Source organism: Bradyrhizobium sp. USDA 4474, assembly GCF_054057515.1.
In genome coordinates, this window is the sequence record NZ_JBSRZJ010000002.1 from 5949581 (window position 1) to 5964817 (window position 15237).

12 protein-coding genes are annotated in these 15237 nt (G+C 64.9%); 11 read left to right on the forward strand and 1 reads right to left on the reverse strand.

Annotated elements, in window-relative coordinates:
* The first annotated feature begins 21 nt into the window (after window positions 1–21).
* From ACVW16_RS29575 to ACVW16_RS29625, 11 genes are all read left to right on the forward strand, one after another.
* Window positions 22–2544 carry a circularly permuted type 2 ATP-grasp protein gene (locus ACVW16_RS29575; RefSeq protein ID WP_456738121.1) on the forward strand — a complete coding sequence of 841 codons (2523 nt, stop codon included), beginning with the start codon at window positions 22–24 and terminating at the stop codon, window positions 2542–2544.
* On the forward strand, window positions 2541–3419 hold the full coding sequence (locus ACVW16_RS29580) for a transglutaminase family protein (protein WP_456738122.1): 879 nt from the start codon (window positions 2541–2543) through the stop codon (window positions 3417–3419). The genes ACVW16_RS29575 and ACVW16_RS29580 overlap by 4 nt, the downstream gene beginning before the upstream one ends.
* Before the next feature lie 160 nt (window positions 3420–3579).
* Window positions 3580–3906 carry a hypothetical protein gene (locus ACVW16_RS29585; RefSeq protein WP_456738123.1) on the forward strand — a complete coding sequence of 109 codons (327 nt, stop codon included), beginning with the start codon at window positions 3580–3582 and terminating at the stop codon, window positions 3904–3906.
* A 30-nt stretch (window positions 3907–3936) separates the two neighbouring features.
* On the forward strand, window positions 3937–4254 hold the full coding sequence (locus ACVW16_RS29590) for a hypothetical protein (RefSeq protein WP_456738124.1): 318 nt from the start codon (window positions 3937–3939) through the stop codon (window positions 4252–4254).
* Window positions 4251–5885 carry a tetratricopeptide repeat protein gene (locus tag ACVW16_RS29595; protein WP_456738125.1) on the forward strand — a complete coding sequence of 545 codons (1635 nt, stop codon included), beginning with the start codon at window positions 4251–4253 and terminating at the stop codon, window positions 5883–5885. The genes ACVW16_RS29590 and ACVW16_RS29595 overlap by 4 nt, the downstream gene beginning before the upstream one ends.
* 308 nt (window positions 5886–6193) lie before the next feature.
* Complete coding sequence (locus tag ACVW16_RS29600; protein ID WP_456702542.1) at window positions 6194–7021, forward strand: HD domain-containing protein; 828 nt, start codon at window positions 6194–6196, stop codon at window positions 7019–7021.
* Between the two features lie 39 nt (window positions 7022–7060).
* Complete coding sequence (locus ACVW16_RS29605) at window positions 7061–7957, forward strand: alpha/beta fold hydrolase (RefSeq protein WP_456702543.1); 897 nt, start codon at window positions 7061–7063, stop codon at window positions 7955–7957.
* A gap of 79 nt (window positions 7958–8036) precedes the next feature.
* The gene (locus ACVW16_RS29610) at window positions 8037–9554 is read left to right on the forward strand and encodes an FAD-dependent oxidoreductase (protein WP_456738126.1); all 1518 of its coding nucleotides are present in this window, start codon (window positions 8037–8039) and stop codon (window positions 9552–9554) included.
* Window positions 9555–9659: 105 nt separating this feature from the next.
* Window positions 9660–10235 carry an HdeD family acid-resistance protein gene (locus tag ACVW16_RS29615; protein WP_456702545.1) on the forward strand — a complete coding sequence of 192 codons (576 nt, stop codon included), beginning with the start codon at window positions 9660–9662 and terminating at the stop codon, window positions 10233–10235.
* Window positions 10236–10556: 321 nt separating this feature from the next.
* Entirely contained in the window at window positions 10557–11045 is a 489-nt protein-coding gene (locus tag ACVW16_RS29620) for a septal ring lytic transglycosylase RlpA family protein (protein WP_456802534.1), read from the forward strand.
* A gap of 958 nt (window positions 11046–12003) precedes the next feature.
* Complete coding sequence (locus ACVW16_RS29625; RefSeq protein WP_456738128.1) at window positions 12004–13437, forward strand: hypothetical protein; 1434 nt, start codon at window positions 12004–12006, stop codon at window positions 13435–13437.
* Between the two features lie 59 nt (window positions 13438–13496).
* On the opposite strand, the gene ACVW16_RS29630 is transcribed toward ACVW16_RS29625, so the two are convergent.
* Entirely contained in the window at window positions 13497–15227 is a 1731-nt protein-coding gene (locus tag ACVW16_RS29630) for a methyl-accepting chemotaxis protein (protein WP_456738129.1), read from the reverse strand.
* Between the last annotated feature and the right edge of the window lie 10 nt (window positions 15228–15237).

Consider the following 15237-nt stretch of genomic DNA (forward strand, 5'->3'; position numbering starts at 1 on the left):
GGGTGGGGCAGGGAGAGGCGCATGGGCGAGGGCGCGGCCGAACAGGACAAGGCGGGTCAGGCACAAGGACAGCGTGAAGGCCAGCGCCGCCTTGCGCAGTGGGTCCGCGATTACAGCCGCCTGCCCGGCATTCCCGACGAATTTCTCGGGCCTGACGGCGCCCCGCGCGCGGTCTGGAGCCGGTTCTTCGATGCTTTCGGCACGCTCGCGCCCGACGAGGTCGAGCGGCGCTTCGGCATGGCCGATCGTCACCTGCGGGAGGCGGGCGTCACCTACCGCGCGCCAGGCGACAGCGCCGACCGGCCCTGGGCGATCAGCCATCTGCCCCTGCTGATTGACGAAGCCGACTGGACGCAGCTCTCTGCCGGCATCACCCAGCGGGCCGAGCTCTTGGAGCTCGTGCTGCGCGACATCTATGGAGAGGGGCGGCTGGTGGCGGAAGGCGCGCTGCCCGCGGGCGCGATCGCCGGCAGCCCCGAATTCCTCCGGCCCGTCTGCGGCGTGCCGCCGCCCGGCGGGCGTTATCTCTCGCTCTATGCCGCCGATGTCGGCCGCGGCCCTGATGGCCGCTGGTGGGTGCTCGGCGATCGCACGCAGGCGCCGTCAGGCGCGGGCTACGCGCTGGAGAACCGCCTGGTTCTCTCGCGCGCCTTCTCCGATCTCTACAAGTCGATGAACGTGCCGCGCGTCGCGCCGTTCTTCGAGGCGTTTCGCGATTCACTTCGCGCGCGCGCGGATCGCGACGAGCCGCGCATCGGCGTGCTCACGCCCGGCAGTTTCAGCGAGACCTATTTCGAGCACGCGACGTTGGCGCGCTATCTCGGCTTCCTGCTGGTCGAGGGTGACGATCTCGCCGTGAGCGACAATCGCATCCACATCCGTACCGTCGCAGGGTTGAAGCGGCTGGACGTCCTCCTTCGCCGCGTCGACTCCAATTCGCTCGATCCGCTCGAGCTCGATGCCTCCTCGCATCTCGGCGTGCCCGGCCTGATCGACGTGCTGCGCAAGGACGGCGTCGTCGTCGCCAACATGCCGGGCTCGGGCGTCCTGGAGGCGAGGGCGCTGCTCGGCTTCCTGCCGGCGCTCAGCCGTCGCCTGCTCGGCGAAGAGCTGAAGATGCCGCACATCGCGACCTGGTGGTGCGGCCAGAAATCGGCGCGCGACGAGGTGTTGTCCCGGCTCGACGAGGTCGCGATCGAAGGCGCTTATCGGCGCGGCGTGCCCGGCTTCGATACGAGCGGCCCGGTGCTGGCGAGCGAGCTCGACGCGGCCGGACACCGGCGCCTGATCGATGCCATCAGCGCGCGCGGTATGGATTATGTCGGCCAGGAGGTGGTGCGGCTCTCCACCATGCCGGTCTGGGAGCAGGGCCAGCTCACGCCACGCCCCTTCGTGCTGCGCGTGTTTGCCGCCGCGACGCCCGACGGCTGGGCGATCATGCCCGGCGGTTTCTGCCGGATCGCCGAGCGGCCGGATGCACGTGCGGTGTCGATGGGCGACGGCGCGCGCGCTGCCGACGTCTGGGTGGTCTCGGACAAGAAGGTGGCGACCGCGTCCCTGCTGCCGGCGACCGACAAGGTGCGCATCCGCCGGATCGCCGGCGTGTTGCCGAGCCGGGCCGCCGACAATCTGTTCTGGCTCGGCCGCTATCTCGAGCGTGCGGAGGCAACCTTGCGTCTCGTGCGCGCCCTGGGCTCGCCGAGCGGCCCCAACAAGGGCACCTCCGCCTCGCTGCAATCGGCCGAGCGCATCCAGCGCCTGCTGGTGACCTGGGGCGCGATCTCGCAGACCTCGCGCGCCGCACCGGGGCGGATCGTCGCCGAAGCGTTGCAGAGCGAGGCGCGGTTCGGCTCGGCACTGTCGCTGGTACGCGCGGCATTGCGCACGGCGACCTCCTTGCGCGAGCGGCTGTCGCCCGATGCCTGGCAGGTCATCACCGAGATGGCCGAGCGCCTTGCCTACGAGGTCGAGGACGACGACAGCGTGCTGAGCGCGGCCGAGTTGACCTTGCAGGAGCTTGCGAGCTTCGCGGGCCTCGCACAGGAGAACATGAACCGCGCCGCCGGTTGGCGCTTCCTCGATATCGGCCGCCGCACCGAGCGCGCCATCAACACCACGCGTTTTGCCCGGCAGTTTGCTTATGACGAGGCCTGCGACGAGGATCTCGACATCCTGCTGACACTGGTGGATTCCCAGATCACCTATCGCTCGCGCTATTTGCTGGCGCCCATCCTGGCGCCGGTTCGCGACCTCGCGGTGCTCGACAGCTACAATCCGCGCTCGGTCGCATTCCAGGTCGCGACCCTGAACGAGCACATCGCGGCATTGCCGAGCCTGAAGGAGCACGGTCTGATCGAAAAGCCGCAGCGGCTCGCGGTGGCGGTGCAGGCGATGCTGGCCACTGCCGAGGCCGAGAAGCTCGAGGCCAAGACGCTGTTCGCGCTGGAGCAGGATCTACTCAGCCTCGCCGAGGCGATCGGGCTGCATTATTTCCCGCACGGCCCGAATGCGAGCCGGCCGGAAAAGCTGACGGGGCTGGCGTGATCTACGACATCAGGCATGTCACCACTTACGAGTATGAGAGCCCGGTCAGCTTCGCGCGCTGCACGCTGCGGCTCGAGCCGAAGAGCGGTCACGGTCAGGACTTGATCTCGTACAAGCTCGAGATCCGTCCGCGTCCGTCCGAGCGCCATGTCCGCCGCGACTTCTTCGGCTCGCTGACGGAGAGCGTGGTGATCGAGGCTGCGCATCGCAATTTGCGCATCGATTCACGTTCTCGTGTCTGCGTTGCGCGCAAGCCGCCGGCGCGCGATGCCGTCAGCCCGTCCTGGGAGAGCATCCGGGACGTCGCGTTTGAGGCGACCAGCCTCGGGCCGGCCTCGCCGGTCGGCTATGTCTTTGCGAGCCCGCTGGTGCCGGTGCTGCGTCCCGTCAGTGCCTATGCCGCCGAGAGCTTTGCGCCCGGTGTCGGCATCCTCGTCGGCGCCGTCAATCTCATGCATCGGATCCGCACGGAGTTTCGCTACGACCCCAAGGCCACGGTGATCTCGACGCCGCTCCACGAAGTGTTCGACAAGCGTCACGGCGTCTGCCAGGATTTTGCGCACGTCATGATCGCAGGACTTCGCGGGCTCGGCCTGCCGGCGGCCTATGTCAGCGGCTATCTGCGCACCATTCCGCCGCCGGGCCAGCCGCGTTTGCAGGGCGCCGACGCGACCCATGCCTGGGTGTCGCTGTGGTGCGGCGCCGATCTCGGCTGGATCGATTTCGATCCGACCAACGATCTCCTGGTCGCCAATGACCACATCACGCTGGCGGTCGGCCGGGACTTCTCCGATGTGTCGCCGGTCGACGGCATCATCGTCGGCTCGCCCAAACAGAAGCTCGGCGTCGCCGTGGACGTGTTGCTGGTGGAGTGAACGTGGTTTCACCGCTCCCGTTTTGTGAACGAATGCGTACAGCTGAGGGAAATTTGTTTCTCCGTGTTTCCTGGATGTGCCGAACGCAGGTTCATTAACACGCTATTAACGCTGCCCCGCGACATATTGGCTCACTTTCAACGATGCTGAAGCCGAACCCATGGTCGAGGGACTTGCATTGCTGACGGACGCCGCCGAGCAGGTGGCACTGTCGCGGATCTTGCGCAGCTTCAGGCCGAACCTGACGATCTGGCCGGCCTCGAGCATCGCGGAGCTTCGCAAGATCGACGCCGCGGCCCTTCGCGATTCCCGATTGGTCGCCTTTGCTTCCGGCGTCATCGTGCAATCGGACCTGCTCGCGCGCTTCGGCCATGGCGCCTTCAATTTTCATCCGGGGCCGCCGAGCTATCCGGGCTGGGCCCCGGCCCATTTCGCGCTCTATGACCGCGCAGACAGCTTCGGCGTGACCTTTCACGCCATGGCGTAGCGGGTCGATTCCGGTACGATCCTCGACGTCGTGTCGTTTCCGATTCCGCCGGCCAGCACCCTCATGGGGCTCGGCGAGCTCGCTTATGCGCACCTGCTGCAACTGTTCGAAATATGGGCCGAGCCGCTGGCGCGCGAGACCGCACTGACGCCGCGCTGTGCGCTGCCGTGGAGCGGCCGCACCAACACCCGCCGCAGATACAAGGACGCCTGCGACATCCCGCTGGATATTTCCCGGGACGAATTGCAGCACCGCATGCGCGCCTTCGGCGGCAATCATTACGGGATCGCGCCGGCGATCAATCTGCACGGTGTCATTTTCACGGCGTCATCTTCGGAGAGCGCATGACGTCAGTGTCGATGGCTCATGAGCTGCCGCCCACCGGCTCGCCGGGCATGGCCGAGCTGCTGCGCGCCGGGCGCGAGCACTACCGGCGCGGCGAGATCAAGCCCGCGATTGCTGCGTTTCAGGCCGGGCTCGCGCTGGCGGCGACGGTGTCGATCGGCGTCGCGGTCGACGGCGGCGCCGACTTGCATGCAGCACTCGCCAATGCCTTCATGCTCTGCGACGATATCGGCTCCGCCGCCGAGAACTACAAGGCGGCCTTGCGCATCGCGCCGCATCTCGTTGCCTGCTGGTGCAACCTCGGCATCGTACACCAGCGCGGCGGCCGGACGCAGGACGCGATCTCGCTTTACCTGGAAGCGCTGCGGCGCAATCCAGGCCATCGCCCTTCGCGCACGAATCTGGTCCAGGCACTGGTGACGACGCGGCAGTTCGGAATCGCGAAAACGCTTCTGCTCGAATTGCTCGAGGAGACGCCCGAGGATGCCGATCTGCGCAGCCAGCTCGGCAAGCTCTGCTTCGAGCTCGGCGAGACCGGCGAGGCGGTGGCACAGTTCGAGCGAGCGGTCGCGCTCGCGCCCGAACAGGCCCAGAATTTCTACTGGGTCGGAGCGATCCGTCAGGCGCGCGGCGAGTTGGAGGCGGCACGGGCCGCTTACGCCCACGCCGCACACGTGCATCCGATCCTGCGCCGGCAAGCAACTCAATCGCCGCCGGCGTTTCGGGCGCTGGCCTTGTTTGCGCCCTTCGTCGGCAACACGCCGGTCGAATTTCTCTTCAAGGACTGCGCCTACCAGACCAATATCCTGTCGCTGTTATCAGGTAGCCAGCCGGATATCGCGCTGTTGGCGCGCGAGGCTGATGTCGTCATCAATCTCCTCTCCGACGCCGATCAGGGCGCTGAACTGCTTCCTCTCGCCATCACGATCGCGCGAAGCCTCGGAAAACCCGTCGTCAACGATCCCGCAAAAATCCAGAATACCACGCGCGATGCCACGGCGCTGGCACTCGCAGACGTCGCAGGCTGCCGCGTGCCACGCACCATCCGGGTCGCGGCCGGCAAGGAGCTTGCGGGCGGGCTCGAGCTCGTCTTCCCGGTGCTGGCGCGTCAGGCCGGCATGCATGGCGGCGACGTTTTCGAGAAGCTCGATGACGCCGCGGTGCTGACCGCGTTTCTCGCGGCTCATGCCGACCATGATCGCTACGTGATCGACTATATCGACTATCGCTCCGCCGACGGCTTCTTCCGCAAGTACAGGTTCTTGTTCGTCGGCAATGAGATCCTGCCCTATCATCTCGCTGTTGGAGACCACTGGAAGCTTCATCGGGATGCGACCGAGATGGGCCATCACACCTGGATGCAGGACGAGGAGGAGCAATTTCTTCGCGCGCCCGAGCAGATCTTCGGCCCGTCCCATTATCAGGCGTTGCGAGTCATTCGCGATTGCATCGGCCTCGATTATTTCGGCATCGATTGCGGGCTCGACACGAACGACCATCTCGTCGTGTTCGAGGTCAACGCCTCCATGCTCGTGCACGACCAGAATCCGGAATTTCCTTACAAGGACCGGTACATCCACAGGATCAAGCTCGCTTTCGACGGGATGCTCGCGCGCTTGGCGCGAGGGAATTGACGCTGTGGCCCGCTGCGCGGTGGCGGCGTCCTGGTCCGGCCGCGGCAGAGTCCCGGCTCTTCTCGCAAGGTGAACGGCCGGCCAATGGCCGGGCCGGGGAGGTCCTCGCATGGCATGGCCGTGGGGTGCGTCGGACTGTGTCCGCAACCGTGATGCTGCGCGGCGGGCAGGATCATATTTGCGTATTTTTGCTCGGGCATTTGGTCAGCCGCCCCAGATTGGGCTATGCTCGGCCTGCGTCGAAGGCGACAATTGGACGAGAGGTCGGGAGTTGGCGTGGGACACCACCGACAGACGGGGCTGCATCCATGATGACGTTACCGAGACTGGCGGCTGAGACCCTGGAGAAGATGCTGGGTTCGTTCATGCGTCGCAGGTACGACGAATCCTCCGCCAGGGTGCTGGAAGGCTCGACGCGAACCGCGATGGAATGTATCGGCAACAGCGACGCGCTGTACCACAACATCGAACACACCATGCTGGTGACGCTGGCCGCTCAGGCCATTCTGACCGGACGCAATCTCCATGCCCACCTTGCGGCGGAGGATTACCTCCATATCCTCATCGCCTGCCTTGCTCACGATATCGGCTACGTCCGCGGTTTGTTTCCTGAGGATGACGAAGACGGCTTCATCATCGATGAGGCCGGGACCAAGGTGTCGCTGCCGCGGGGGGCCTCGGATGCGAGCCTGATGATGTATCACGTCGATCGCTCGAAGCTCTTTGTGCGGCGCCGGCTGCCGCCGATCGGCGGCATCGACTCCGAGCGCGTCGCCCGCGCCATCGAAGGGACGCGCTTCCCGGCGCGCCAGGGCCAGGAATACGACGACGAGGCCTCGATCCTGCGCGCCGCCGACTTCATCGGGCAGCTCGGCGATCCCAACTATCTGCGCAAGGCCAACGCACTCTATTACGAGTTCGAGGAGGTCGGCATGAACCGCCAACTCGGCTATGACTCGCCCGCGGACATCGTGAACCGCTATCCGCAATTCTACTGGAACAGCGTCGCACCGCACATCCAGACCGAGATCGGCTATCTCAACAAGACCGAGATCGGCCGGCAGTGGATCGCCAATCTCTACAGCAACGTCTTCCGCGCCGAGCGCCACATCACTTTGTCCGGTCCGCAGAAATAACGGCGCTCTTGTGGCCCGCATGAGCGGGAGGTATCCGCCATGCAGCAGAAATCCATCACCACGGACATCCTCGATATCGCCTATCTCGATTACGGCGCACCGGATGGCTGGCCCTGCATCATGGGGCACGGCTTTCCCTATGACGTGAACGCCTATGCCGAGACCGCGCCGCTGATCGCGCAAGCCGGCGCGCGGGTGCTGGTGCCGTGGCTGCGCGGCTACGGCCCGACGCGCTTTCGCTTCGCGGAGACGCCGCGCTCAGGTGAGCAGGCGGCGCTTGGCGCCGATCTCCTGGCCTTCATGGATGCGCTTCGCATCGATCGTGCAGTTGTCGGCGGTTACGACTGGGGCGGGCGCGCGGCCTGCGTGATCTCGGTGCTGCATCCCGAGCGCGTCGTCGGGCTCGTTACCGGCAATTCCTACAACATCCAGAACATTGCCCGTTCGATGGAGCCGGCCTCGCCGACGGAGGAGGCGGCGCTGTGGTACCAATATCTGTTCCACAATGAGCGCGGCCGCCGCGCGCTGCAGCAAAATCGCCGCGGTTTCGCCCGCCAGCTGTGGGCGATGTGGTCGCCGACATGGCAATTCGACGACGCCACATTCGAGAAGAGCGCGGTGTCGTTCGACAATCCGGATTTCGTCGACGTCGTGATTCACTCCTATCGCCACCGCTATGCGCTGGTCGAAGGCGATCCCGCCTATGGGGCGATCGAGGCGAAGCTCGCTGCGCAGCCGCCGGTCCGCGTTCCCACGATCGCCATCGACGGCGACAGCGACGGCGTCAATCCCGGAACTGCGCATCACGCGCGCAAGTTTGAAGGCGTCTTCGAGCGGCGGGTCTTCGCAGGCGCCGGTCACAATCTGCCGCAGGAGCGGCCGGCCGAATGGGCGCAGGCCGTGCTGGATGTCCGGAAAGCCGCCGCCAGATCCTGATTTTCGCAATTGCGGGAACTTTTCGTCGCGGGCGCCGTCCAAATCCTGAGCTGCGTGTTGCGCTGCCGGGGAGATGACCATGACCGAGGACCAGAAGCCAAGCGGGCCGGACCTGACCAAGGGCGTTGGGCTTTCCGATTTCAAGGACGGCAAATTGCTTGGCCATGTCGGTGAGGAAGACGTCCTCCTGGTCCAAGCCGGCAGCGAGATCTTCGCGATCGAGCCGTCCTGCAGCCATTACCATGGACCGCTCGCCGAAGGGCTTGTGGTCGGCGACACCATCCGCTGTCCCTGGCATCACGCCTGCTTCTCCTTGCGGTCGGGCGAGGCCACGCGTCCGCCGGCGCTGAACGCGTTGGCAGTATGGGACGTCACGCGCGATCACGACAGGATCATCGTCCAGCGCAAGCGTGCGGGGACGTCGACCGTTCATTGCGGCACGCCGACACCGGACAAATTCATCATCGTCGGCGGCGGCGCCGCCGGTTTCGCTGCAGCCGAAACGCTTCGTCGCGAGGGATTTGCCGGCGGCATCACCATGCTCAGCAATGATGGTGCGATGCCGGTCGACAGACCCAACCTTTCCAAGGACTATCTCGCCGGCAACGCGCCGGAGGATTGGCTGCCGTTGCGTGGCGAGGAATATTATCAAGACGCAGGCATCGATCTCAGGCTGAACACGGAAGTCTCGGCGATCGATCCGAAAACGCGCAGCGTGAGGCTCGGCAACGGCGACAAGCTGCCGTTCGATCGGCTGCTGCTCGCAACCGGCGCAGAACCGGTGAAGCTCCGGATCCCCGGCGCAGACCAGCCGCATGTACATACCTTGCGTTCCGTCGCCGACAGCCGCGCCATCATCAAGGCCGCGAGCAGCGCCACGCGCGTGCTGGTGATCGGCGCGAGTTTTATTGGCCTCGAGGTCGCTGCGTCGCTGCGGGCGCGCAAGATCGAGGTGCATGTGGTGGCGCCGGAAGAGCGGCCGATGCAGAAAGTGCTCGGTCCTGACATGGGCGACTTCGTGCGCGGGCTGCACGAGGAGAACGGCGTGATTTTCCACCTAAAGGACACCGTGGAAAAACTCGACCGCACCATCGCCACGCTGAAGAGCGGCGGCGTGATCGATGCCGATCTTGTCGTGGTCGGCATCGGCGTCAAGCCGCGCCTCGCGCTGGCCGAGCAGGCAGGCCTTGCGGCTGACCGCGGCGTCAGCGTCAGCGAATTTCTCGAAACCAGCGTCGCCGGAATCTTTGCGGCGGGCGACATCGCACGCTGGCCCGATCCGCATTCGCGGCAGACCATCCGGGTCGAGCACTGGGTCGTCGCCGAGCGGCAGGGCCAGACCGCGGCGCGCAACATGATGGGCAAGCGCGAGCGCTTCGATGCGGTGCCGTTCTTCTGGAGCCAGCATTACGACGTGCCGATCAACTATGTCGGCCATGCCGAGAGCTTTGACGACATCGCGATCGAGGGCAGCATCAAGGACCGGGATTGCCTGCTGAAATACCGCAAGGACGGCCGTGTGCTGGCGGTCGCCTCGATCTATCGCGATCTCGACAACCTCAAGGCCGAGCTCGACATGGAGCGGTCGGGCGCTTGATCTGCGTCAAGCGTGACGGTCGGCAGGGCTGCTCTGCTGGCCGTGGTCCCGGCGCTGTGCTATTCTGAGATGCGCTCTGGGGCTTCGCATGCAGGAGTAGCCGCCATGACAAGTGCGTCCGATACGTCTCATCCTTCAGGCCTCGGCTCCGGCATTGCAGCACTGCATGCCAAATGGGGCTGGATCGTTGCGCTTGGCGTCGTCTACCTCATCGCCGGCTTCGTCGCGCTCGGCAGCGTGGTGATGGCGACGGTGGCAAGCGTCATCGTGGTCGGCGCGATGATGATTGTCGCGGGTGCCGCCGAGATCATCGGCGCCTTCCAGATGAAGAGCTGGGGCAAGTTCCTGATCTGGGTATTGCTCGGCGTGCTCTATGTCGTCGCCGGCATTCTCACTTTCGACAACCCGCTGCTCGCGGCAGTTTTGCTGACGCTGTTCCTGGGCGCATCGCTGATCGCATCCGGCGCGATCAGGCTGTTTCTCGCCTTCAGCATGAAGCGCGAGAGCCCGTGGGTGTGGGTGGCCCTGTCGGGCGCCATCACGCTGCTGCTCGGTCTGTTGATCGTGGCGCGCTGGCCGGTCAACAGCGTCTACATCCTCGGCCTGTTCCTCGGCATCGATCTGATCATGGCGGGCGCGGGCTGGATCAGTCTCGGCTTCGCGTTGAAGCGCCGCGGCTAACGCGCCAGCAACCCAAAACAAGCCGATGCAAATGTTCCGGAGTTCCGCGCCGGACGTTGCGCAATCAATCTCCCCGCTGAATGCGCGTAAGACTCCGGGGATCGAGAACCCACGACCTCCGAGGTCATGTTGCTGACGCAATCCCTGTTTTAGACGGCGACAACGAAAACAGAATGCGGGGACCGCTCAGGTTCTCGCAACGGTTCCGCCGCCAGGGGTTGGCGCGAAATCCGCAAGAGACTGGCGCAAGTCGAAAACGCTGATGCGTTCGCTTGGCCATGTTCTGCGGCATCGGGAACCGGACGAAAAATCAAAGGAGATATGATGGTGTTCCGCTCGAGCGCCGCAGTTTGCGGCGCCCTGGTCGTGCTTGTCAGTTCCGTTACCCTTAGTGAAGCAAGTGGGGTTCATTCAAGCGCCGTCGTCGATGCAGCCTGCGGAAAGGTGATCGTTGGCGCAGCATCCACCTATAATCCATTCAAGCCCGGCAAGGAGGAGGGTGGTCCGAGAACCGCCTCGGGCGAACGCTACGATCCCTCGGTGTGGACCGCCGCGATCAAGACGAGCTTGCGCCGGAAATTTGGCGGCGTCCAATTCGGCGCGCGACCGAAATTTGCGCTCGTCGAGGCCGTCGGCAAGAAGGTCATCGTCAAGATCAACGATGTGGGGCCGCTCAAGCCCGGCCGCATCATCGATCTGAACGAGCGGACGATGCGCCATTTCGATCCGAGCATGGAGCGTGGGGTCATTCCCGACGTCGCGGTCACACCGCTGTCCGGCGACGAGTGGACTCCTGGGCCGGTTGGCTGAACGTTCGCGCCTGCCGAAATAGGCCGATGGGTTCGCCCTGGTCCTGACGCGGACGAACCCGCCGCGCCGCACAAATGGTTCAATGACCATTCTGGCACAAACTGCACAGACTCGCTGCCTATCATAAGTTAACTTCGGGCATGGGCAGCGAGTTGATCATACGCGTCGTTCTCGTCGCGGCCGGTGCTTTCACCGTAGCCGCTGCATCCCTGCTCATTCTCGGCTATTGATCTGGCTCAAACAATGCACCGCGCCGGGGCGTTTCCTGTCATGGGCAGGAGATGCGAAGGAGTGCAACGATGCGGCCATGGGCTTTGCATTCACTGGCGTGGGGGCTGACGGCGATCGGCTTGATTGCCGTCATCTCCGTGCTGCTCTGATTTCGTTAGCTTTGCGATTGATCCATTGCGACGCGATTGCGCGATTGGGCTCGCCCCAATCGCGACATCTTGCTGGCGCCAGGACTCCGTCATCATCTGTTCAAAATTCGCGGCTAGTCTTCCGCTCAACGATTGGTTCGCCGGATGTACGCGGACTGCATCGCAAGCCTCGGCCCTCGTGCCGGGGCTTTTCGTTGCCGACCATGCTCGAGCGGGCTACCCGCGTTTTCTTCGCGCGGTGCGAGGCAGGGCTTCGACGATCACTTTGAAGGCAGCGAACTTCTGTGGCGATGCCGAAGCCTTTGACGGCGGCCTCCCCCCTCGGTGCTTTGAGGCCGTGTGTGAGGCGGTAAGCCCTGCGCCTTGGCGATGAAACGGCGCTTCAGATCATTGTAGTACAATAGTAACGACTATTGATTGAGAGTGGCAGGACCTGCATTCCTGCCGGTTTGGGCGAGCTGAAAGAGAGCAGGAGGCTTCCACCCGAGGAGAGAATTTTGCCGACGTCTGAGAGGGCCATCCCGCCCAGAGCTGGCCCGGAAGGCGGTGACGGCATAAATCAAACGCGTTGGATTCTCGTGGCCGCGATTCTCGTCTCGGCATTGCTTGTTCAGTGGCCGGCCATTCTCAACCCGGATTTGAGTTGCTTGCTGTCCGAGGGAGAGGAGATCCTGGATGGCCGCCATCCGGGCGTCGACCTCTTCGAACTGAATCCGCCGCTCTCGATCTATCTCTACACGCCGGCCGCTTTTCTCGGGCGATTGACGGGCATTGCACCTGAGATCATCGTGGCAGTTCTCGTGATCATCGAGATTGCCGGCGCGCTTGTCATCATCGACCGCGCCGCTGCGGCTGCAAAGCTGGAGGGTGGAGAGCGGAGCCTTTGGACGTGCTTGCTCGCTTTTCTGTTGGCAGTCCTTCCGAACGCCGTATTCGGACAGCGAGAGCACATTGCTGTCGTCGCACTGACCCCCTTTGTCGCCATCACGGCGATTCGCTGGCGCGGCCTTGCCCCCGGACCGGTTGCGATCCTGGCGGGCCTGAGTGCAGGGCTCGCGATGAGCATCAAGCCGCAGCTTGCTTTGGTGGTCGGCCTGCCGACTATCCTCGGCATCATCCACCGGCGTTCTCTCAGGCCGTTGTTCACGCCTGAAGCCTGTGCAGCCGCCGCGATCGTCGTCGGCTACGCCGGGGTGCTCGTCTTCGTCTTTCCCGGTTATCTGTTCGACTTTGCACCGATGGTCGCCGCCACCTATGTCACGATGAGGAGGGATTTGGCCGGCCTGCTTCCTTTCCCGGTCGTCGTGATCGTTGCTTCCATCGCGTTTCTGCGTCAGGTGGCTCCGCGGGATTTCAAGTTCGGCGGCGACGCAACCCCCTGGCTGGCGGCAGCCATTGGCGGAGCCGCGAGCTTCGTTCTTCAGGGCAAGGGCTGGACATACACGCTCTACGCACTTTGCGTGTTTGCGATTGCTGCGCCATTGCTGCATGTTCGCACGAGGACGTTGCCGATGTCCGTCAGGATCGGCGGCTTCGCCGGTGTTGCGCTCATCGGGTTCTGCCTGTGCCTGTCGCTGCCCGAGTTTCCGCCGCTGGAGCAGCGTATGCAGACGCTTGCAAAGCATCCCCGGCTGCTCACGTTGACTGATCACCTCGCCCTTGGGCATCCGCTCGTCCGCCAAATCCATGGCACATGGGTTGGCGGTTCGTGCGCACAGGTGCTGACGGCCGGCGCACTTTTGGCCCGGAGCAGCCCAGAGACGACGGCGGCAGAGCGATCGAAGCTGAACGACATCATGAACTTCGAGCGGCGGCAGGTGTTGGCGGACGTGCGGAACGGCCGCCCGGATGTCATTCTCGTGGACACCTTGCTGCAGAGTTCGGTCCCATTCGATTGGTTGGGCTGGGCCAAGTCCGACCCCGATCTCCAGACGGAGTTGCGCCGGTATCGTGAAGTCGAGGGCGTCGGCCGTGTCCGCATATTCGTCGACCAGCCGGGACTGGAGCGCTGAGCTGTCTCGCGCCGGTGTTTTGCCCGACGCGTCGCTTTGCCAGGCGGCGAACTGGAGGACTATCCTGCCCTGGCGATCCGGCTGTCCGAGCGCAGGTTCTGGAAGAATTTCTCCACTTCGCGCGACAGCGTATCCGCCGTTGTGGTCAGGCTGCTCGCCGCCGTCAGCACCGAAGTTGCCGCCGTGTCGGTCTCGCCGATGGCATCGCGCAGCGAGGTGATGTTGGCGACCAGCGTCTCGTTGCCTTGGGCTGCGCTCTGCGCGTTGGAGGAGATCTCGCGCGTGGCCTGGTCCTGCTGGCCGACGGCGCCTGCGATCGCCGAGGTGACCTCGTTGATCTCGCGCACCGCGCCGCCGATCTCACGCACGGCATCGACGGCGTTGCGGGTGGAGGACTGGATCATCGCGACGTTCTCGCTGATGTCGGCGGTCGCCTTCGCCGTCTGTCCGGCCAGCGCCTTCACTTCGTGCGCGACGACGGCAAAGCCGCGGCCGGCATCGCCGGCGCGGGCGGCCTCGATGGTGGCGTTGAGCGCGAGCAGATTGGTCTGCTCGGCGATGGCCTGAATGAGGGTCAGCACGCCGTCGATGCGTTGCGTGGCAGCGGCAAGGCTCTCGATTTCGGCGATCGATTTCTCGGTGCGCTGGCCGGTCTGCTCGACGGCGCTCGCGCTCTGTCGGACCTGGCGGCCGATCTCCTCGACCGAGGCCGACAGCTCCTCGGCCGCGCCTGCCACGGCCGTGACGTTGTGGTAGGCCTGCTCGGTCGCGCTTGCGGCGGTGCCGGCGCGGCTGTTCGCGTCGGCCGTCACGCGCGTGATGGTCTGCGCGGTCTCGCGCATCACACCGGCATTGTCGCTGAGGCCGCGCATGATCGCGCCGATCGCGCCGCGAAATTCGTCGACGGATTGCTCGATGTGGCGCGCGCGCTCTTCGCGAGCCGCCGAATCCTGCGAGACCTGCGCGGCGAGGTTGCGGTTGCGGCCCATCGCGTCCTGGAACACTTCGATGGCGCGGGCCAGTGCGCCGATTTCGTCGGCGCGGCCGGAGTGCGGCACCACGACATTTTCGGCGCCGTCGGCGACCTGCTTGATAGTCGCGGTGATCGCAGCGAGCGGCCGGGCGATCGAGCGGGCGATGATGATGATGCCGATCACGACCAGCGCCAGCGCCACGCCGGCGAGGCAGGTCAACACGAAGGACAGCATGCGGTTGGTCTCGGTCTGAAGCGCGATCTGCCGGGCGCGCTCGGCATAGACCTTGGACAGCGCTTCGAGATCCTTGTTCAGTGCCGAGCGCACGGCGCGGTTGGCGTCGTTGTCGCCCCATTCGCGACCCGCGGCCGCATTGATCTCGACGGCGCGGCGCACCAGCTCCCTGCGGAATTCGACGAACTGCTCGATGCGCTTTTTGAAGGTGGCGAACTGCTCGGCGTCGTCCGCCCTGACGATGCTCTCCCAGCCTTTCACCACGCTCAAAATCCGCTCGTTGAACTTGAGCAGGCCGTCGCCGTATTTCTTCACGACGGCCGGCTCGGTCGACATGTAGACGCCGCGCGATTCCATCACGACCGCGTAGACCAGCGAATTGACGCGCTCGACGTTCAGCGCGGCCGCATTCGCCGTCTCGATCGCGCTGGTCAGCTCGGTGCTGCGGCGGCTGTTGTAGTCGGACAGCATCGCGATCGCGGCCGTGAGCAGGGCGAACAGCGCGAAGATCGCGTAGAGCTTGGTTGCGAGCGAGAGACGGCCTGTCAGGGCGGCGGCGTTCTCAGATCGGTCGTTTTGCATGATGTTCGGG